Genomic DNA, 20,263 nt, shown 5'->3' on the forward strand with positions numbered 1-20,263 from the left:
TTCTCATAACTCATTAGATATTTTCTGAAATACTTTACCATCCAAGCAATGCAAATATAAAGCCAATAACACCAATTAGTGTTGCCACATAGGAGATAGGATATATCTGTTTAAATAAAAGTACTGGCGAAAATGCCCTAACAAATGTGGCCAATATAGGGAATATCAAAGCTATAGCAAAGTTTTCAACTATTGTTATAGGATTCTCTATATCTGGAGCTATTCCTAAGTATAGAGTTGCAAATAAACTTCCTAAAGCTATTAACAAAAGTTCCTTACTTGCTAAATATAAAGCTCTATATTTTGCAATTAATTCCATTGTAGGACCTTCAATAACATCTGCCTTTGTGTGAGTTATTGAGAATGGATATTCTTTAATCATTATCACATATCCAATGAAATAACACGCAGCTCCAAATATCCCAGCCAATGAGAATAAAAATGGTTCTCCAACAATATCTTTTAAGAATATACTCTTCTTTTGAACAAATGGCAAAAATGTTGCTAAATAAAATGGAAATGAACCTATAGTTATCATTTTAAAGCTTCTTACAGCTCCTAACTGCTCCAATGAAAGCTTTAAAGTTTTTATAAACGGTGTGCCTTTGCATTCATCTATAAACGGCATTTTCCAGCCCATAATTGAAAATGCTAAAGAACCTAATATAACATACATCATCTCCTCCAACTTCAGCAATCCAACAATACCAATCTCGTTAGATAATATATGGAAGGATGTTAATGATGTTATAGACAACAATGCCCACAACACAACTATAGACAACAAAGGCAGCAAATTATATAGTTTTGGCAAATTTGCATCAGGAGCTTTTGTCTCTTTAAATAAAAACTTAAAAAATGCCCAAAATCCTGGGGCTAATATACTCGGCCCTATTCTTTGTTGTATCCTTGCCTCTATCTTTCTCTGAATTCCCGGAATATATGTAGAGATTGCAAATGCTAAAGCCGGAATGCCAATTATGGATATTAGCTCATCAATCATAACCTATCCCTCACTAAAGAAATTTTACAAACATAAATCATTCTCACTCATAAAATTTTATAAAAACCTCATTTTCCTTCGATAACCTTAGGTAGAGCTTTAACTATCCCAGCAATAATATCCTCTGGTCTTGGGGCACAGCCAGGCACTTTAACATCAACTGGAATAATGTTTTCAACAGGTCCTGCAACAAAATCTGAAGTTCCTAAATCTCCTCCAATGTTTTTATAAACTCCTCCCATCAATGCGCAAGCTCCTACAGCAACAACTGCCTTTGGTTCTGGAATCTTCTCATAAATTTTTCTTAATGATTCTGCAACAACTTTAGTAACACAACCAGTAACAACTAAAATATCTGCCTCTCTTGGATTAAATGTTAAAAAAACATTATACTGCTCAGCATCATAAAATGGAGAGAATATAGCATTAACAACTTCAATATCACAAGCGTTACATCCACCAGTATAAACAAGCATTACATGAATACACTTCTTCCTTGCGATTTTTTTAATCATCACTGTCACCAGTAATTTATCATTATCATTAATGACAAATAGTGATGTATAAAATATAAATAGATTATGCTTTATTGAGAATTTTAATATGCATAATAGATTTTTTAATTTAATTTCTTGCTTCTTGTGAGCATAGCGAACAGGTTTTAGAAATCTTTCGGATTTTTAAGATTATAAGTAGGTTGTTTGATTTTGGTATTGGAAAATTAATAAAAAGTATTACTAATTTTTCAATTTTAAAGTTTTATTTTTAAGAGAATTTATGAGTTTGTTTTTATTTTGTATGTTTTAGGGTTCGAAATAGTTTTTAATTTTCTATATCTTGTATTGTAAAAACGAAAACTATATATATACCTTATACCCAATTAGTGTTTGCTTTTATTGCGGGGGTGGCCCAGCCTGGTACGGCGTGGGACTGCTAATCCCATTGGGCAACGCCCAGCCCGGGTTCAAGTCCCGGCCCCCGCGTCATCTATTTTAGAGTTAAAAAATTACCCAAGAAAGTTAAAAATTCCTTTAGGTTATTTTTTCTGTGGAACTAATTCCTGTGAATTTTCAAGTCTTTTTATGAAAAATATTTCAACCAAAGAGTCTTTTTTTAAATTTAAGTTTAATAATAGAAGTTTATATTGTTGGGGTGCTTTTATGAAACTTAGAATGAAGCCAGAGGATTTTATCGTTGAAGAAATTATTGATTTTAATAAAATAGCTGGAGATAGATGCTACCTTTATAAATTAACAAAGAGAAATATAGAGAGTTTGAAAGCATTCTCTTATATTGCAAAAAAATTTAAAATTCCATTGAAGGATATTGGATACTGTGGATTAAAAGATAGGCATGCTTTAACTACTCAATATATATCTATACCAAAAAAATATGGAAAATTAAGCTTAGATGAACCAAATTTAAAATTAGAGTTAATCGGAGAATCAAAATTTCTATTGTTGGGAGATTTAGAGGGAAATAGATTCACAATAACAGTTAGGGGTTTAAAAAAAGAAGACATCCCAAAAATAAAAGAAAATTTAAAATACTTAGAATTTGGAGCTCCAAATTATTTTGATAGTCAGAGATTTGGAAGCGTTTTTGATAAAAAATTCATTGCCAAAGAAGTTATAAAAGGCAATTATGAAGAAGCTGTGAAAATATTGCTAACGAAATATAAAAAATCTGAAAAGAAATTAATAAAAGATTTAAAGAGATTTATAGATAAAAACTGGGGAGATTGGGATAAAATTTGGGAGTATATTAAGGAAAATAATATAAAGTCAAGATTATATGTGAATATGGTTAAAGAGCTTAAAAAAAGCAATGATTATAAAAAAGCTTTAAGTTATGTTGATGATAGGCTGAAGAAAATTTTTGTTGCTGCTTATCAAAGCTATCTATGGAATGAGTGTGTAAAAGAGTTATTAAGAAAATATGTTCCAGAAGAAGATAGGGTTTATTATGAATATGAATGTGGAACCCTTATGTTCTATAAAAAAATGGATGAGGAAGTGTTTAATATATTGAAAGATAAAAAATTTCCAACAATAGCTCCAGACATTGAATATAGTGGAGAAGAAAAAGAAATTATTGAAGAAATCTTAAAGAGAGAAGGCCTTACTATGGAAGAGCTAAATAATATAGGAGAGTTAGGGAAGTTCATATACAGTGAAAGAAAGATTCTTTCAATCCCTAAAAACTTAAAAATTGGAGAGTTTGAAGAGGATGAATTGAATAAAGGAAAATATAAAATAACTTTAAGCTATGAATTGGAAAAAGGAAGTTATGCAACAATTATAATAAAAAGGGCTTTCTTAGGTGTAAAAACTAAAAAAAGAAAAAGATAAATTAAACAATTAATAGTTAGTGTTAAATATTTAAAGGCACAATTTAATAATAATTTCTACAAAAATATCAACGACACTTTTTACAAATAGATGGTGATTATTTTGAGACATGTTAGAGTATTTAATGGAGTTAATGAATGTGATATCTATTTAATTGGAACTGCTCATGTTTCAAAGGATAGTATTGAAGAAGTAGAAAAAATTATATCATCTGTCTCTCCAGAAGGAATTGCAGTAGAGCTTGATGATAGAAGATTTTTCTCATTAATTACAAATGAAGAGAAAAAAGTGGATTTAAAAAAAGTATTAAAGGAAGGGAATTTTTTAAAATTTTTCATATATTTAATTTTAGCTAATTCTCAAAAGAAGATAGGGGAGAGTTTTGGAATAAAGCCAGGTAGTGAGATGAAAAAAGCTATAGAAATAGCAAGCAAATATGGATTGCCAATATATCTAATTGATAGGGATATAGATATCACTTTATCAAGATTAATGGATAGAATGACATTTAAAGAAAAAATGAAGATTTTTTGGGAGCTATTAAATTCTGATGAGGAAGATTTGGAATTAGATGATGATTTATTAAACGATATGGTTAAAAATCCTGAAAAATTTATTAAATTGCTAAAGGAGATATCTCCAACAATATATGAGGTCTTAGTAGATGAAAGAGATAGATTCATGGCTAAAAGGTTATTTGAATTGAGTAAGAATAAAAATTCTTTGGTGGCAGTAGTTGGAGCGGGACATGTTGAGGGAATTGTAAGATATTTAAAAAAGCTTGAAAATGGAAATGATATTGATTTAATGGAATTAATAAAGGTAAAAAAGAGAAAAAAATCATTAAAAAAGCTTTTAACATATGGTATTTCATTGACTATAATTAGCATCTTTTTGTATATGATATGTTACGCCCTAAATAATCCAGAATTATTAAAGATGATTACTTTTCAATGGATATTATTTACTGGGGGCTTATCTGCCTTGGGAGTTTTATTGGCAAGAGGGAAGTTGATAACTGCATTAGTTGCCTTTCTATCAGCCCCTATAACTACTCTCGTCCCATTACCATTAGCGGCTGTGGGGACGATAGCTGGACTTGTAGAGTTAAAGTATAGAGAGATAACAGATAAAGATTTAGTGGGAATAATAAATGCTGAATCAATTAAAGAGCTCTTAAACAACAATTTATTTAGAGTCTTGTTAGTTGCCACTCTCTCAAATTTAGGGGCATCTATTGGTGTATTTTATTGCTTAGGAAAGTTTATTGGGTTTTTAGGATAAAAAATTAAAAATTTTAAAAATTATAATAAATCAACAATAACCTCTGCAACACTAACCTTACTAACCTCTGATAAATATGTATCAGTCCCTACAACTTCCTCAACTCCAGCTGAATAGAGCTTATTTAATGCATCTCCAATTAAAACAGGATGCACACATGCAGCAATTATTTTTTTAGCTCCCTGCTCTTTTAATAACTTAACAGCTGTAGCCATTGTTCCTCCTGTAGAGATGATATCATCAACAATAAACACATCCCTATCTTTAGCATCCAATGTCTTTGGAGCTATTTGGATTTCTGTTGGAGAGAGTCTTGTTTTTTCTAAGTAGTCGTATTCTGCATTTAGGATTTTAGATGCAGTTTTAGCAAATTCTAAAGCTCCTTTATCTGGAGCTAAAACTATTGGGTCGTTTAATTTATCTTTAACATACTCTGCCAACTTTGGAACTGCATCTCCATAAATAAATGGGATTGTGAAGAAATCCTTTATGTGTGTTTCGTGTGGATTTATTGTAATGAGTTTATCAACAATATTTGAGTAGATTTTTGCTAAAGCTCTAATGCTTATTGCCTCTCCAGGATTGAATTTTTTATCTTGCCTTGCATAAGCTAAGTATGGAGCAACTAAGGTTATTTTTTTAACTCCTTCATCCCTTAAAGCATCACACAGCAAAATTGTCTCTACAATTGCATCATTTTGATTTTTTTGTGTGTTTATTATAACTGCCTCATCGTCGTTGATTTCATCAACTATTCTAACATAAATCTCGTTGTCTGGGAATCTTTTATACTCTACTCTTGTTAATTTTGTGTTTAAAAGCTTAGCTACCTTAAAAGCCAAATTTTGGGATTGACTTCCTGATACTACAATCATCTTATCACCAAAAAATTTCATGTTAATTTTGTTTGTTCTCTAAACTCTAATCCAACATTATCTCCAATATTTAAATCTCTTTCTGTAAAAGCTTTAATGATGTAACCATTATATTTGACAAACACCTTTTTATATTTTCCATAATCTATGATATTTACAACCTCTCCTCCATTTCCATCCTTAATAATTACATCCTCTGGAGCTATTGCCTTATCGTCTATTATATTAAACCCTAAAAACTCAGCAACCTTTTTATTCTTAGGTTTTTTTAATATACTTTTATCTCCAAAAGCTATAAGCTCGCCATTCATAAAAATGCCTACTTTTTCTCCCAAAGTCCTTGCTTCAGCCAAATCATGGGTTATATGTAAAACTGGGATATGCTTTATCTTTTTTAATTCAGATATAATGCTTTCTTTAATCTTAATATCTACAGCAGATGTTGGTTCATCTAAAAGTAAAATAGATGGATTTAGAATTAAAGCCCTTGCTAAAGCTACCCTCTGCTGTTCTCCTCCACTTAATGTTTTAACATCCCTATTTAATAAATGTGAAATATTTAAAAACTCAGCTATCTCTTTAACCTTTCTATCAATCTCTAATTTATTGACTTTTTTTATTATTAAACCATAGGCAATGTTTTTATAAACGTTTTTGTTTGGAAATAGGGCATAATTTTGTGGAACATAACCAACATTCCTTTTTTCTGGTGGTAGATTTGTTATATCTTCTCCATTTAAAATAATTCTACCAGAATCTGGTTTTAATATCCCAGCTATGCATTTTATTAAAACAGATTTTCCAGCTCCACTTGGACCGAGAATTACACAATACTCCCTATCTATTTCAAAAGAGACATTCTTTAATTTAAAATCTTTCCAAATCTTTGATAGATTATTTACTTTAAGCATTATCTCCCTCTCATCCTCCCAAACATCCTTAGTAATGCAAACAACGCTATGCTAATCAAAATCATTCCAACAGATATTGGTTTTGAAGCATCTAATCCAAAGCTCATAAATCTTTCATATATTAAGATAGGAACTGTTTTTGGATAATATGCTATTATCAATATTGCTCCAACCTCACTAATTCCTCTTGCAAAACTCAAAATAATCCCAGAGATGATATTATTTTTTATCAATGGGAGAGATATTTCAAAAAACGTCCTTATCTTTGAAGCCCCCAAGGTTCTTGAGACATACTCAATCTCTTCATCAACACTTAAAAAGCCATCTCTTATACTATTAACCATAAAAGGTATGCCAACAAATAGATAGACAGTAACAATCCCCCAAAAGTTATCAACTACATATCTACCAATAAAATTTATAATATCAATACCATAAATGAAGGATAGGATTATGATACCTATAACGCTGTGAGGAATTGCCATCGGTAAATCTAAAACAGCCTCAACAAAGCTTTTAAATTTAAAATCATACCTTGCCAAAATATAGCCAGTTGGTATTCCAAAAATTAGAGCTATTAGAGTAGCAACAGCTCCAGCTAATAGAGTAGTTTTAAACGCCTCTATAACCTCTTTATCCAACAATTGGTTTAAATCTCCGGGATTTGATAGCATATAAATAATTGGTAAAAATATGAATAAGAATATCATTACCAAAAACACTGTCATCGCAATATCGAACTTCTCCATGCCTATCCCTAATCAATCTTAATCATTTTTAAGGTAATTAAATTACCTAATTATATAAAATTTGTGTTAAACAAAATTGATGACATTTGATAGTATAATATTTTCATTAAAAATTTATTAAAATGAGGGATATAGTTATGACATATTGGCTCTTTAGCTCTAACAATATAAGAAATATTGAAATCTGCTATAATCATATGATTTGGGGATTTTGGGATAGAAACGCTGGAGAGAAACAGAAAAAGAATTGGAGAAGTTTTATAAGAAAATATAACCAAATAAAACCTTTTGATGTTGCCGTTTTCCAAATTGCAAAAACCGGAGAGATTCATGCTATTGGAGTTATAAAAGAGACATATTATGATGACCAAACACCAATATGGGACAATGAAATAAACTTAAATAAAGTTACTTTCCCTTGGAGAGTATCATTTTCAGTAATAATTTTCTCAAAAGAGGCTGTAATAAAAAGATTTATAAAAATACAAGATTATATTGATGGATATGGTTTGGGAGAACTTGAACATCATGATTTTAATGAAATTTTAAAAGCCTTTCAAAAGAAATTTGGAATGATTTCTATAAAATAAAGAGAATTGCATAAATTATTGGTGAAACTATGATAACCGTTGGAATAGACCATGGAACGTCGGGAATAACTACATGCATAAAAGATAATGATAAAAAGATAATATTTAAACTAAAGAGAACAGAACTCAAAGAAAAATCTTACTTAGAGGAGTTGGAGAAACATATTTCATTGGAAGATATTGATTTGATTGCTTTAACTTACTCAATGGGAGATGGGATAAACAAAATCCTACCAATAGAAAAAGTGAAAAATAGAGGAGTTTTAAGTATTGAAGGAGCTGGAGAAAAGGTTGGAGGAGGAACAAAGGTTTATGATGAGATTAAAGAATCTGGATTGCCAGCTGTTGTTATTCCAGGATTGCATAGAGGAATAGAATGCTTAGATGAGAGGTTTAGAGCTTTATACTCCCATATAGCATCTCCAGAAAAGGTTTCTATAGCTTATTATGCATATAAATTATTTGGATTTAATGATTTTGTTTTATCCGATATATCCTCAAATACTGTAACTTTATTAATAAAAGATGGTAAGATTTTTGGAGGATTTGATGCGTGTATTGGAGCTATTGGAATGTTACATGGCCCTATAGATTTAGAAATGATTAGAGATATAGATGCTGGAAAAATTACAGCAAATGAAGCATTTTCAAAGGCAGGGGCTGTTAAAATAGCCAAGCTCTATAAAGGTGTTGAAAATACAAAAGAAGAGATAATTAACAACTATTTTAATGATGAAAATTGTAGATTGGCAGTTGATAGCTTAATTTTAAGTGTCTCTATGGAGATAAATAGCTTATTACCTTTATTGGATAAAAATAAAAGAAGAGTGGTTTTAGCAGGTTCTATAGGGACTTTAAGGAATCCGATAGATATTCCAAAAAGAATTAAAGAGTTTGTTGAGGCAAAGATATTTGTCTTATATGGAGAAAGTGGGGCTATTGGGGGGGCTTTGATAGCAGAGGATATTTTAAAAGGGAAGAGAGATATTTTAGGAATAGAAGTGGAGTTTAAGTGATAATTATGTATGCTATAGGCATAGGAGACAATAAAGAAGAAGTTTTGAAGGCTTATGAAAAATTAAAAGAAGAAGGAATAGAGGTTGAATTAATTGACAATCCAAAACTTTTAGTAGATAAACTATTGGATGGAGAGATAGATGGGGCTGTTAGGGGATCTTTATCTTCATCAAAAGTAATTCTCTATTTAAGAGAAAGAATAGGAAAATTTTATAGGGCATCAATTTTAAAGAATCCCTTTACTAATGGAATCTTTTTACTATCTCCAGTAGGGATTGATGATATATCAGAAGACAAAAATGAGAGAATAAAAGATAAAATAAGGATTATAGAATTTGCATCTAACTTTTTAAAAAATTATAATATTAAAGCAAAAGTTGCAGTCCTTTCTGGAGGAAGATTAGGAGATTTAGGAAGGAATAAAGTAGTGGATGAAACAATATATGAAGCTGAGGAAATAGTTGAGCATTTTAAAGGAAATGTGGATATTATACATAATGGTATATTAATAGAGGAATATTTAAAAGATGGATACAATATTATTATAGCTGTAGATGGAATTACTGGAAATTTAATTTTCAGATGTTTAGGTTTGATTTGCAAAATTCCTGGTTATGGGGCAGTTATTTTATCAGATAAAAATGTCAATTTTATTGATACAAGTAGAAACGCTAATTGGGAGAGATACTATAACGCTATTAAATTCCTAATAGGTGGGGATTTTGGGTAAGATAAAAAACAAATTAAAGAGTATTGGAAAAAGAGTAATAATTGATTTTTATAGATTTTTAGACAACTCCGGAGTTTTAAAAATTTACGAGAAGATTTTAGAAGAGGCTATTGATAAAGACAATTTACCAAAACATGTAGCTATAATAATGGATGGAAATAGAAGGGCTGCAGAGATTTATGGAAAAGATAGATACTACGGGCATTACTTGGGGGCTGAGAAGGTTAGAGAAGTCTTAAGATGGGCAAGGGATTTGGGCATAAATGTTGTTACTCTATATGCCTTTTCTACTGAAAATTTTAGAAGACCTAAGGAAGAAGTTGATAAATTAATGGAATTATTTGAAAAAAAGTTTTACGAGATTGCAGATGATGAAGAAATTCATAGATATGAAGTTAGAGTTAGAGCAATTGGTAGAATTAATCTATTGCCAAAAAATGTTCAAAAAGCAATAAAATACGCTGAAGAGAGAACAAAAAACTACAACAAATTTTTTGTTAATATTGCAATAGCTTATGGAGGACAGCAAGAAATAATAGATGCTGTAAAAAAGATAGCTGAAAAGGTTAAAAGAGGAGAAATAGAACCAGAAGATATTGATAAAGAGTTAATAGATAAACATTTATACACAGCAAATTTGCCATTTCCAAATCCTGATTTGATTATCAGAACTTCTGGGGAGGAAAGAATTAGTAATTTTTTAATTTGGCAGAGCTCTTATTCAGAGCTGTATTTTTGTGATATATATTGGCCGTTATTTAGAAGAGTGGATTTTCTAAGGGCGGTTAGAGATTACCAAAGAAGACAGCGGAGGTTTGGAAAATGAAAAAGAAAATAATTATATTGTTTCTATTTACTGCTATTCTTTGTTCTATAACTTTATGTGGTTGTATCTCTTTTGAAAAAACCCAAATAGGCAATTATAATATAAAAAATAATTCATGTATAAACTCAAATGTTTCCAAAAATCAAACTATCCAAAATGTCAGTGATAAAATTGTAAATAATAATACCAATATTTTAAACACTTTAAATTATGAAATAATTGCCTATGGAGCTTTTGGAGAGAAAAATAGGGGATATTATTATTACTACAAAGATAACAAAACTATAATAGTCATAAACTTGGAAGAGATGCCAACCGCTGGATATAAAATAAAGATAATAAATATAACAGAAACTGCCAATAAAATTACTGTCTATTATAAAGTTATTCCTCCAAAAGAATTTGCAGCAATGGTTGTAACTTATCCATATATAAAACTATCTGTAAATGGAACATACAATGTAGAGTGTAAGGAAGTAAGATAAAAAGATTTAATAATTTTGGCTTAATATATAATTTACAGTTCAAACACAAAAAAGGAGATGTGGTATTTTGAGGGTGGAAATTATTTTTTTGGGATGTGGTGGTGGAAGATGGGCAACAATAACACAAAAAAAGGCAACAGGAGGGTTTAGAATCCATACAAATGAGCTTAGAATGCATGTAGATCCTGGCCCGGGAGCGATAGTGAGATTAAACGAGCTAAAAATATCTCCATGGAGAACTAATGCCCTGTTTATATCTCACTGCCATCCAGACCACTACACTGATGGAGAAATTATTGTTGAAGCTATAACTCAAGGAATGACAAAAAAGCGAGGAGTTTTTTTAGGTAGCTTATCAGTTGTTGAAGGTTTTGGAGAATATGAGTATGTTGTATCAAAATACCATCAATCAAAGCTTGAAGAGGTTAGAGTTTTATACCCTGGAGACTCTGCAGAGTTGTATGATACAACAATAAAGGCAACACATACAAAACATGGAGACCCGTTTGGTATTGGATTTAGACTATCAACAATTTATGGAGATATTGGTTACACTTCAGATACTGAATTTATCCCTCAGCTAATTGAAGACTTTGATGGAGTTAGAATTTTAATAGCGAATATTGTTAGAAAGAAAAATGAGCGAATTAAAGGGCATCTCTGCTCTAACGATGCCATTGATTTAATAAACTCAATGAACAAAAAGCCAGAGTTGTTGATAATGAATCACATGGGAGTTAAGATGACAAATCCTCAAATAGAGGCAGAATATATTTCCCAAAATACTGGAATAGAGGTTATTCCAGCAAGATTAGGACTGAAAGTTGAGCTTTTAAATGGAAAGTATAAGTATCAGCTAATTAAATAATATGCTTTTTTATTCTTAAAATAGCAAAAACACCAATTAAAAAGACAGATATTGATGTTATTAATGTAGCTAAGCTTCCTCCAACAATTCCATAAGCATTTACCAAAATTAAATTTAAGATAATATTTAACACCAACCCAAACAATATTATATAGAAAGAAATTTTTGCATACCCTAAACCTTGAAGTGCAGAGGATATTAAAGTATAATAGCTCATAAATAAAGAAGAGATTGCTAAAATTCTTAGGCATAAAATTCCTTCTGGATTAGCTGTTTTAAAAAATGCTATCAATGGGATTTCAGGGAAAAACAAACAACCAATAACAAAAATTGATGAGAAGATAGTGTTTTGGATAATTCCTTCTTTTAATAAGCTTAAATCTTTAGTTTTAGATATTCTTGGAAGTAAAGGGATGCTAACAGCTGAAGCAAACATAAATATTCCTCTTGATATTAGAGAGGAGTAACCATAAATCCCACTCCAAAATCCTCCCATAATGGACATTATAACTATATTATCAATATCTCCAAACAATCTGTATGATGATGACGTTAAAGCAATAGGGATTGAATATCTCAAAATGTCTAAGTTAAAATTAGAGAATATGTTTTTTGTTGTATTTTTTATGTCAATTAATTTTTTGAAATCAAATTTTCCTTTTAATGCCTTATAAATCAAATATAGCCCAAAAATCCCTCCTACTAAATATGCCAAAGATATTGATAACAAAGAGCCAAAGATTCCCAAATATAGAGTTAGAATAAAAACCAATATGACTTTTGCAGTGTATTCAACAATCCACGTAAGGGAGAGATATTTCATCTTTAACAATCCTTGTAAAATACCTCTTGAAAATGCTATTACTGTTGAAGCTACAACACAAAGACCTACTGCAAAATACAAAATATTTGGCAGATTTAAATAATGCCCTCCTAAAATGTATTTTATATAAGGAGTTAAGATAAATCCAACAACTGAGAGCAAAATCATTAAATATAATATTGGAATATATTTGTTAATATCTACCTCTTTTTCTTCAGCTAAGAATTTTGCTATGGCTGGAGGAATACCAGAAGAGAAAAATATTGTTAGAGTGTCAGCTATTGGCATTAATCCCTTTAAGATACCAAATGCTTCAGTTCCCAATAAAAATGCAGTTATAAAATAAAATAGATATGCCATTCCCTTTGAGTATAAATTTGACATTAGGATGTAAATACTATCCTTACACAAACTCATAAGAATCAGCTTTTCCTAAGTTTATTTTATTACCTATTATTTCTTTAAAAATTACATTTAATATTTTTAAAATTTGTGGTGAAACTATGGGAAGAAAAGATAAAAGATGGGTTTTACAAAGAAAGAGAGATTTCTACTACAAATTAGCTAAAAAACTTAAATATCGTTCAAGAGCATCTTTTAAACTCATGCAGTTAAATGAAAAATTTAACGTTATTAAACCAGGAAAGATAGTTTTGGATTTGGGTTGTGCTCCAGGCGGATGGATGCAAGTGGCAAGAGAGATTGTAGGAGATAAAGGCTTTGTTATTGGTATTGACTTACAACCAGTTAAGCCATTTGAATATGATAATGTAGTTGCAATAAAAGGAGATTTCACCTTAGAAGAAAATTTGAACAAAATTAGAGAGCTAATTCCAAATGATGAAAAAAAGGTGGATGTGGTTATAAGTGACGCCTCCCCTAATATAAGCGGTTATTGGGATATAGACCACGCTCGTTCAATAGATTTAGTAACTACTGCCTTACAAATAGCTACTGAGATGCTAAAAGAGAGAGGCAATTTTGTAGCTAAGGTATTTTATGGAGACATGATAGATGATTATGTAAATTTAGTTAAAAAATACTTTGAAAAGGTTTATATTACAAAACCTCAAGCTTCAAGAAAAGAAAGTGCTGAGGTTTATGTTATAGCTAAGAGATACACTGGAAAAAAATGGGAAGAAGAGGATAAGATAAAAAGGGTTAAAAAAGTTGAAAATGAAGATAATGAACTTTTAGCTAAAAAAATTAAAGAGATTAGGAAATTAAAATCTAAAAAATAAAAAAATTATTTTTATCTATGTGCATAGCAACATACGAATCCATCATTATCTTTTTTATCTATTCTAACAAATCCAAACCTCTCAAATTGGATAATATCATCAACCTCTACTTTAGCAAAATCTTTTTCAGCAAAGCCTTCCTTTATCTCTCCATCAGGCATTAAAACTTTAACCTTTACACTATCCTTTACAGGAATCCAGTGTATAATCTTAGCTTTGTTCTTCCTTGCTATTTTAAAGTCATCTGAGTGATATTTAGCTAATGCTATATCATCAACTTTTTCAACAACTATGTTAAATAACTCCATCAATCTATACATCTTATTCTCTTCCAACTCATCTCCAACAACATAAACCTCTCCATCAAATATTAACTCCCTCTCTCCAAATTCTGGTCTATCTGGATGCATTCTAAGTTTTAAGACCTTTTTCTCTGCCCCTTCGATAATAAGTTTCTTTGGATTCCAGACAAAGAAGAATCTCCTTGCATCTTTATCAATAAGCTCCTTATTTATTGCATATAAATTCTCCCAAGAAAACTTAACATCTGCCTGTTTAATTCCAATTCTTTTCATTATCTCATATATTGCCTCTGGTTTAATCCCTCTTCTTCTTAAAGCTCTTAAAGTTCCTAATCTAACGTCATCCCATCCACTATAGAGACCTTCTTTAATTCCTTTATACATTGATGAAGTGCTTAAAACAATGTCCTCTATCTTCAAAATCCCATAGTGGATGAATTCTGGCATTTCCCAACCAAAGTATTTGTAAATATAAGCTTGCTTCTCAGTATTTACAATGTGGTCTTTTCCTCTCAAAACATGAGTCATTCCTAAAAGATGATCATCAACTGGAACAGAGAAGTTCATTAAAGGATATACACAGTATTTATCTCCAGTTCTTGGATGTGGAGTTTTTTCAACTCTGAATATTGGAAAGTCCCTAATTGATGGGTTTTTGTGTTTTATGTCTGTTTTTAATCTAACAGCTACATTTTCAAGTTCTCCATTCAGCATCTTTTCCCAAAGCTCTAAGTTATCCTCAATGGCTCTATCTCTACACTTACATGGAACTCCTTTATTTCTCAATTCCCTAAATTCTTCTGGATTGCAGTCACAAACATAAGCATGTCCCATTTCAATCAATTTTCTACCATATTCATAATAAAGCTCTATTCTATCTGATTGTATAACCACTTCATCAACTTTAACCCCCAGCCAATCCAAATCTTCTTTAATCATGTCATAAGCTTCTGGCAGAACTCTCTTTGGGTCTGTATCCTCTAATCTTAAAATTAACTTTCCACCATATTTTTTAACAAAGTAGTCATTTAAAACTGCTGCTCTTGCATGCCCTATATGTAAAGGCCCTGATGGATTAGGAGCGAATCTCATAACTACCTTATCTTTAACGTTTGGTAATTCTAAACCTTTCTCCTTTTTTTCTTTCTTTTTAACATCTTCTCCTAATTCTTCCAACTTTTTCTTAATTTCATCCAATGATAGTTTATTAACTTCTTCAACAACTTTCTCAACAATTGGCATTACCTCCTTTGCTTTACTCCTATATTCTGGATTTTCTGACAAAAATATCCCTAAAACTGCCTTTGGATTAGCTTTTCCATTGTATTTTATGGCATTTCTTAATGCAATTGGCAATATCTTCTCTTCCACATTATCACCATTTACCTACCATTAACTTTAAAAACCTTAACTGATTATTAGGAAAAGGATACTTAAAGTTAAGTAACATAAATATAGTTATGCAATTTTAAAAGCTCATCCTCAATATTAAGATAATCTGAATAATAATAGTTAAATATATAAATATTGTAAAATATTATTGTGGTGGATATTGATGGAGAGTATTAAAAAAGTAATGGTTTTTGGTTCTGGACCGATAGTTATTGGACAAGCTGCAGAGTTCGATTTTTCAGGTTCTCAAGCATGTAAAGCTTTGAAGGAAGAGGGAATTTATACTATTTTAGTGAATTCAAATCCTGCAACTATTCAAACAGATACAGACATGGCAGATAAGGTTTATTTAGAGCCATTACATCCAACAATCGTTGAGAAGATTATTGAGAAAGAGAGGCCAGATGCTATTTTACCAACAATGGGAGGACAAACAGGTCTTAACTTAGCTTTAGAATTACATAGAAGAGGGATTTTAGATAAATATGGAATTAAGCTTCTCGGCTCTAATATTAGAACTATTGAAATAGCTGAGGATAGAGAACTTTTTGCCGAGGCAATGGCTGAAATTAATGAGCCAGTTACAAAGTGTAAGGCCGTTAATTCTGTTGATGAAGCAGTTGAGTTTGCTGAGGAAATTGGCTATCCAGTCATTGTAAGACCTGCATTTACCTTAGGAGGAACTGGAGGAGGAATTGCCCATAACAAAGAGGAGTTAATAGATATTACCTCAAAAGGATTAAAATATTCTATAATCAACCAAGTTTTGATTGATGAGAGTGTTTTAGGATGGAAGGAATTTGAGCTTGAGGTTATGAGAGATAGAAAAGACACTTGCATCATTGTCTGTGGTATGGAGAACATAGACCCAATGGGAATACACACTGGAGAGAGTATTGTTGTCTCACCTATCCAAACTCTACCAGATGAGTTTTATCAAAAGCTAAGAAACGCTGCTATAAAGATTATAAGACATTTGGGAATTGAGGGAGGTTGTAATATACAATTTGCTGTAAATAAGGAGATGACTGAATATAGAGTTATTGAAGTGAATCCAAGGGTCTCAAGAAGCTCTGCCCTGGCAAGTAAAGCTACAGGTTATCCAATAGCAAGGATTGCCGCTAAAATAGCCATCGGTAAAACATTAGATGAGATATTAAATGATGTTACAAAGGAAACACCAGCAAGCTTTGAGCCAACTTTAGATTATGTTGTTGTAAAAATCCCAAGATGGCCATTTGATAAGTTTAAAACAGTAGATAAAAAATTAGGAACAAGTATGAAGTCCACTGGAGAGGTTATGGCTATAGGTAGAAGCTTTGAAGAAGCTTTGCAAAAGGCAATTAGAAGTTTAGACATTGGAAGATTCGGCATAATTGGAGATGGAAAGGATAAAGACTATACGGATGAAGAGATAGAAGAAATATTAAAGAATCCAACTGATGAAAGAATTTTTGTTATTGCTAAGGCGTTAGAGAAGGGTTGGAGTGTTGAGAAAATAGTTGAGCTAACGGATATTGATGAATTTTTCATTAAGAAGATTAAGAATATTGTAGATATGAAGAAGGAATTGGAGAAATTAAAAGAAGAAATTAAGAAATTGAATGCTTAATGGGAAATTATGAAAAAAGAAACCAAAATAAATATATTAATTTTGATGAATCTTATATTTGTAGCATTAACATTATTGGCTTTAATAACTGGAAGAATATTGGTAACTTTAGTTGGAATTATATGTGTAATTAATGGATTATTGGCATTAAAGAGGGTTAAAGAAGAATAAGAAATATAGTATATAGTGTGAAACCATGAAAACACTCTCCGAAATAAAAGAAATCCTAAGAAAGCATAAAAAAATCCTTAAAGATAAATATAAGGTTAAATCTATTGCCTTATTTGGTAGTTATGCAAGAGGGGAGCAGACAGAAGAAAGTGATATAGACATTATGGTTGAATTTGATGAAAACAACTATCCTTCATTTTCAGAGTATTTGGAGCTAATTGAATATTTAGAAAAGATTTTGGGATTAAAAGTTGATTTAATTACAAAAAAATCAATCCACAATCCTTATGTAAAAAAATCTATTGAGGAGGATTTAATTTATGTCTAAGAGGGATGTTAAAGCATTCCTATATGATATTTTAGAAAGTGCTAATGATGTTATTGAATTTACTAAAGATATTGACTATAATGAGTTTATAAATAATAAAATGATACGATATGCGGTTATTAGAGCCTTAGAAATTATTGGAGAAGCGTCAAGATACATAAATAATGATTTTAGGGAAAAGTTTCCCAACGTCCCATGGAAAGAGATGGTAGGATTAAGAAATATTTAATTCATAAATATTTTGGGATTGATTATATCCTTCTTTGGAAGATAGTTAAAGAAGACGTTCCTAAAATAAAGAAAGAAGTTGAGATAGTTTTAAAAGATATTGAAAATAAAAAATAGGTGATTATATGGATATGGAAAAATTAAAGGAAATATTATTGAAAGCAAAAAAATTGGGATTCTCTGATAAACAGATAGCTAATTTATTAGGAATGGATGAGATAGAAGTTAGGGACTTGAGAAAGAAGCTCAATATCATTCCTTTATACAAAATGGTAGATACCTGTGCTGCTGAGTTTGAGGCAAAAACCCCATACTATTACTCTGCCTATGAGACATTTGTTTATAAGGAGCAAGATGAAAGCAATCCATCAGATAGAAAAAAAGTTATAATCATCGGTTCTGGGCCGATAAGGATTGGTCAGGGGATAGAATTTGATTATTCAAGTGTTCATGCAGTTTTAGCTTTAAAGGAAATGGGAATTGAAGCTATAATCATAAATAACAACCCAGAGACAGTTTCAACCGACTATGATACATCAGACAAGCTTTATTTTGAACCAATAACCTTTGAAGAGGTATTAAATATTGCTGAAAGAGAAAAGGAGAAAGGAGAGCTTTTGGGAGTTATAGTTCAATTTGGTGGGCAAACAGCAATAAACTTAGCCATGAAATTAAAAAATGCGGGAGTTAATATCTTAGGAACCACTCCAGAGAATATAAATGCTGCTGAGGATAGAGAAGAGTTTTCAAAACTTTTAAAGAAGTTAAATATTCCTCAAGCTGAAGGAGGAACAGCATATACAAAAGAAGAGGCATTGGAGATAGCTAAAAGAATTGGTTATCCTGTTTTAGTTAGGCCTTCCTATGTTTTAGGAGGAAGGGCAATGCAAATTGTTTATAGCGAGGATGAGTTAATTGAGTATATGGAAGAGGCAGTTAAAGTTTCAGAGGAGCATCCAGTGTTGATTGATAAATTTTTAGAAGATGCTATTGAGTTGGATGTTGATGCTGTTTGTGATGGAGAGAGTGTTTTAATTGGGGCAATAATGGAGCATATTGAAGAGGCTGGAGTGCATAGTGGAGATTCAGCAACAGTTATTCCTCCTCAAACTTTACCAAAGGAGATAATTGATACTGTTATAGATTACACTGCCAAATTAGCAAGGGCTTTAAACATAGTGGGGCTTTTAAACGTGCAGTATGCAGTTAAAGATGGAGTTGTTTATGTTTTGGAAGCAAACCCAAGGGCTTCAAGAACTGTTCCTTATGTGAGTAAATCAGTTGGAATTCCATTGGCTAAGTTAGCCACAAAGATTATGCTCGGCAAAAAGTTGGAGGAGTTAATTAAAGATTATGATGTTGAAAAAGTTGCTGAGAAGGTTTGGATTGCAAAGCCGAAGTATGTATCAATTAAAGAGGCAGTATTCCCATTCCAAAAATTGCCTGGAGTAGACCCTGTTTTAGGGCCTGAGATGAAATCTACTGGAGAGGCTATTGGAATAGATAAAGACTTTGGTAGGGCATACTATAAAGCTCAGTTATCTGCAAATATGGAATTGCCAATCGTTGGAAATGTCTTTATAAGTGTTAGAGATAGGGATAAGAAGCATATCGTAGATGTTGCTAAAAAGTTGCATGAGCTTGGCTTTACAATATACGCAACAGAAGGAACTGCTAAAGTGTTGAGAGAAAATGGAATTCCAGCAATACTTGTTAAGAAGATATCTGAAAGTCCAAATGATAACATCCTAAAGTTAATGAGAGATGGTAAGATGCACTTAATAATAAACACTTCCTCTGGAAAGAAGGCAAAGTCAGACGGGTATTATATAAGAAGGGCAGCAGTGGATTTGGGTATTCCTTATATAACTACAATCCCTGGAGCAAAAGCTGCTGTTAAGGCAATAGAAGCTGTAAAAACTGGAGAGTTAAGTGTTTATTCATTAGATGAGCTTGATGCAAGGATAAAAAATAGGTTTTAAGCTTTAGCTTCAATAATCAACTTATAATCCTCTTCTGGAATTTCTCTCATTGCTTTTCCCATCAAATGCCCACTCCACTTCTTTTTGTTTGTTATGAATTTCAACTTTGGAATTAAATCCTTAAAGTTAATTGGTGGCACAAAAACTTTAACTTCTTTTAATTTAACCCTATATGGGAATTTCTCATTAGGGTTTCTTGGAGTTGGCTTAAAGATTTTTGAACTATCTTTATAAACCTCTGAAACAACTTCATAAACTCCTCTTATGTATGGTGGTTTATAATCTTTCCCACTTCTCTGAATCTCATAAATAATTAGTTTATCTCCAACTTTAACTTTATTTATAGTGTTTTTATGCCTTTCAGCCACTCCCCAAATCTTCTTGTCTTTTATTACCTTCCAATTATCTTCATTTGTTATACAAAGCCAGTATGCCATAATATCGCCGTTTAAAACTGTTTATTTTTTGTGAGTAAAATTAAATATACGGAGAGTC

The 20,263-nt window shown here is 31.2% G+C and carries 21 protein-coding genes, 1 tRNA gene and 1 pseudogene; 15 read left to right on the top strand and 8 right to left on the bottom strand.

Annotated features, from left to right (window positions below):
* Positions 1-34: 34 nt before the first annotated feature.
* On the bottom strand, positions 35-1,003 hold the full coding sequence (locus tag MJ_RS07285; RefSeq protein WP_010870879.1) for a respiratory chain complex I subunit 1 family protein: 969 nt from the start codon (positions 1,001-1,003) through the stop codon (positions 35-37).
* Between the two features lie 68 nt (positions 1,004-1,071).
* Positions 1,072-1,518 carry an NADH-quinone oxidoreductase subunit B family protein gene (locus MJ_RS07290; RefSeq protein WP_064496810.1) on the bottom strand — a complete coding sequence of 149 codons (447 nt, stop codon included), beginning with the start codon at positions 1,516-1,518 and terminating at the stop codon, positions 1,072-1,074.
* A gap of 383 nt (positions 1,519-1,901) precedes the next feature.
* Between MJ_RS07290 and MJ_RS07295 the strand changes: the two genes are divergently transcribed.
* From MJ_RS07295 to MJ_RS07305, 3 genes are all read left to right on the top strand, one after another.
* Positions 1,902-1,986 (top strand) — tRNA-Ser (locus MJ_RS07295).
* A gap of 99 nt (positions 1,987-2,085) precedes the next feature.
* Positions 2,086-3,354 carry a tRNA pseudouridine(13) synthase TruD gene (gene truD, locus MJ_RS07300; RefSeq protein ID WP_010870881.1) on the top strand — a complete coding sequence of 423 codons (1,269 nt, stop codon included), beginning with the start codon at positions 2,086-2,088 and terminating at the stop codon, positions 3,352-3,354.
* 90 nt (positions 3,355-3,444) lie between these two features.
* Entirely contained in the window at positions 3,445-4,638 is a 1,194-nt protein-coding gene (locus tag MJ_RS07305; RefSeq protein ID WP_010870882.1) for a TraB family protein, read from the top strand.
* 20 nt (positions 4,639-4,658) lie between these two features.
* Here MJ_RS07305 and MJ_RS07310 read toward each other — a convergent pair whose 3' ends face one another.
* Genes MJ_RS07310 through wtpB form a run of 3 tightly spaced genes read right to left on the bottom strand, consistent with a single transcriptional unit; the run spans position 4,659 to position 7,173 of the window.
* Positions 4,659-5,513, bottom strand: a complete 855-nt coding sequence (locus MJ_RS07310; RefSeq protein WP_209320027.1) for a ribose-phosphate diphosphokinase — start codon at positions 5,511-5,513, stop codon at positions 4,659-4,661.
* Positions 5,514-5,530: 17 nt separating this feature from the next.
* Positions 5,531-6,424: an ATP-binding cassette domain-containing protein gene (locus tag MJ_RS07315; RefSeq protein ID WP_010870884.1), complete on the bottom strand. Its 894-nt coding sequence runs from the start codon at positions 6,422-6,424 to the stop codon at positions 5,531-5,533.
* Positions 6,424-7,173 (bottom strand): tungstate ABC transporter permease WtpB, encoded by a 750-nt coding sequence (gene wtpB / locus MJ_RS07320; protein ID WP_010870885.1) that lies wholly within the window; start codon positions 7,171-7,173, stop codon positions 6,424-6,426. The genes MJ_RS07315 and wtpB overlap by 1 nt, the downstream gene beginning before the upstream one ends.
* Positions 7,174-7,310: 137 nt before the next feature.
* Between wtpB and MJ_RS07325 the strand changes: the two genes are divergently transcribed.
* The 6 genes from MJ_RS07325 to MJ_RS07350 all read left to right on the top strand — a co-directional run bounded on the left by MJ_RS07325 (position 7,311) and on the right by MJ_RS07350 (position 11,689).
* The gene (locus MJ_RS07325) at positions 7,311-7,763 is read left to right on the top strand and encodes an EVE domain-containing protein (RefSeq protein WP_064496811.1); all 453 of its coding nucleotides are present in this window, start codon (positions 7,311-7,313) and stop codon (positions 7,761-7,763) included.
* A 29-nt stretch (positions 7,764-7,792) separates the two neighbouring features.
* The gene (locus MJ_RS07330; protein ID WP_010870887.1) at positions 7,793-8,779 is read left to right on the top strand and encodes a methanogenesis marker 12 protein; all 987 of its coding nucleotides are present in this window, start codon (positions 7,793-7,795) and stop codon (positions 8,777-8,779) included.
* Positions 8,780-8,784: 5 nt separating this feature from the next.
* The gene (mtxX, locus tag MJ_RS07335; RefSeq protein ID WP_064496812.1) at positions 8,785-9,510 is read left to right on the top strand and encodes a methanogenesis marker protein Mmp4/MtxX; all 726 of its coding nucleotides are present in this window, start codon (positions 8,785-8,787) and stop codon (positions 9,508-9,510) included.
* Positions 9,503-10,336, top strand: coding sequence for a polyprenyl diphosphate synthase (gene uppS / locus MJ_RS07340; protein WP_394296057.1), 834 nt, complete (start codon positions 9,503-9,505; stop codon positions 10,334-10,336). The genes mtxX and uppS overlap by 8 nt, the downstream gene beginning before the upstream one ends.
* Positions 10,333-10,821, top strand: coding sequence for a protease complex subunit PrcB family protein (locus MJ_RS07345; RefSeq protein WP_010870890.1), 489 nt, complete (start codon positions 10,333-10,335; stop codon positions 10,819-10,821). The genes uppS and MJ_RS07345 overlap by 4 nt, the downstream gene beginning before the upstream one ends.
* A gap of 67 nt (positions 10,822-10,888) precedes the next feature.
* Positions 10,889-11,689 (top strand): MBL fold metallo-hydrolase, encoded by an 801-nt coding sequence (locus MJ_RS07350; RefSeq protein ID WP_010870891.1) that lies wholly within the window; start codon positions 10,889-10,891, stop codon positions 11,687-11,689.
* Here the strand turns inward: MJ_RS07350 and MJ_RS07355 are convergent.
* On the bottom strand, positions 11,682-12,929 hold the full coding sequence (locus tag MJ_RS07355) for a flippase (RefSeq protein ID WP_010870892.1): 1,248 nt from the start codon (positions 12,927-12,929) through the stop codon (positions 11,682-11,684). The two genes, MJ_RS07350 and MJ_RS07355, sit on opposite strands and share 8 nt — an antisense overlap.
* An 86-nt stretch (positions 12,930-13,015) precedes the next feature.
* Between MJ_RS07355 and rrmJ the strand changes: the two genes are divergently transcribed.
* A complete protein-coding gene (rrmJ, locus tag MJ_RS07360; protein ID WP_010870893.1) occupies positions 13,016-13,753 on the top strand; it encodes a 23S rRNA (uridine(2552)-2'-O)-methyltransferase in 738 nt (245 codons plus the stop codon).
* Between the two features lie 11 nt (positions 13,754-13,764).
* Here the strand turns inward: rrmJ and gltX are convergent, their stop codons facing one another.
* Positions 13,765-15,426 carry a glutamate--tRNA ligase gene (gene gltX / locus MJ_RS07365; RefSeq protein ID WP_010870894.1) on the bottom strand — a complete coding sequence of 554 codons (1,662 nt, stop codon included), beginning with the start codon at positions 15,424-15,426 and terminating at the stop codon, positions 13,765-13,767.
* Between the two features lie 184 nt (positions 15,427-15,610).
* On the opposite strand from gltX, the gene carB (MJ_RS07370) reads away from it, so the two are divergent.
* The 5 genes and pseudogenes from carB (MJ_RS07370) (at position 15,611) to carB (MJ_RS07390) (ending at position 19,768) form a co-directional block, all read left to right on the top strand.
* Positions 15,611-17,059 (top strand): carbamoyl-phosphate synthase large subunit, encoded by a 1,449-nt coding sequence (gene carB, locus MJ_RS07370; protein ID WP_010870895.1) that lies wholly within the window; start codon positions 15,611-15,613, stop codon positions 17,057-17,059.
* A gap of 9 nt (positions 17,060-17,068) precedes the next feature.
* A complete protein-coding gene (locus MJ_RS07375) occupies positions 17,069-17,230 on the top strand; it encodes a hypothetical protein (RefSeq protein ID WP_064496813.1) in 162 nt (53 codons plus the stop codon).
* 25 nt (positions 17,231-17,255) lie between these two features.
* Entirely contained in the window at positions 17,256-17,558 is a 303-nt protein-coding gene (locus MJ_RS07380; RefSeq protein ID WP_010870896.1) for a nucleotidyltransferase family protein, read from the top strand.
* A pseudogene (locus MJ_RS07385) lies at positions 17,551-17,903 on the top strand (HepT-like ribonuclease domain-containing protein). The gene MJ_RS07380 and the pseudogene MJ_RS07385 overlap by 8 nt, the downstream one beginning before the upstream one ends.
* An 8-nt stretch (positions 17,904-17,911) precedes the next feature.
* The gene (gene carB / locus MJ_RS07390) at positions 17,912-19,768 is read left to right on the top strand and encodes a carbamoyl-phosphate synthase large subunit (RefSeq protein ID WP_010870898.1); all 1,857 of its coding nucleotides are present in this window, start codon (positions 17,912-17,914) and stop codon (positions 19,766-19,768) included.
* On the opposite strand, the gene MJ_RS07395 is transcribed toward carB (MJ_RS07390), so the two are convergent.
* Positions 19,765-20,205 carry an EVE domain-containing protein gene (locus tag MJ_RS07395; RefSeq protein ID WP_010870899.1) on the bottom strand — a complete coding sequence of 147 codons (441 nt, stop codon included), beginning with the start codon at positions 20,203-20,205 and terminating at the stop codon, positions 19,765-19,767. The genes carB (MJ_RS07390) and MJ_RS07395 overlap by 4 nt on opposite strands.
* Positions 20,206-20,263: the final 58 nt, after the last annotated feature.

This window comes from Methanocaldococcus jannaschii DSM 2661 (genome assembly GCF_000091665.1).
GTDB classification, from domain to species: domain Archaea; phylum AGJL01; class Methanococci; order Methanococcales; family Methanocaldococcaceae; genus Methanocaldococcus; species Methanocaldococcus jannaschii.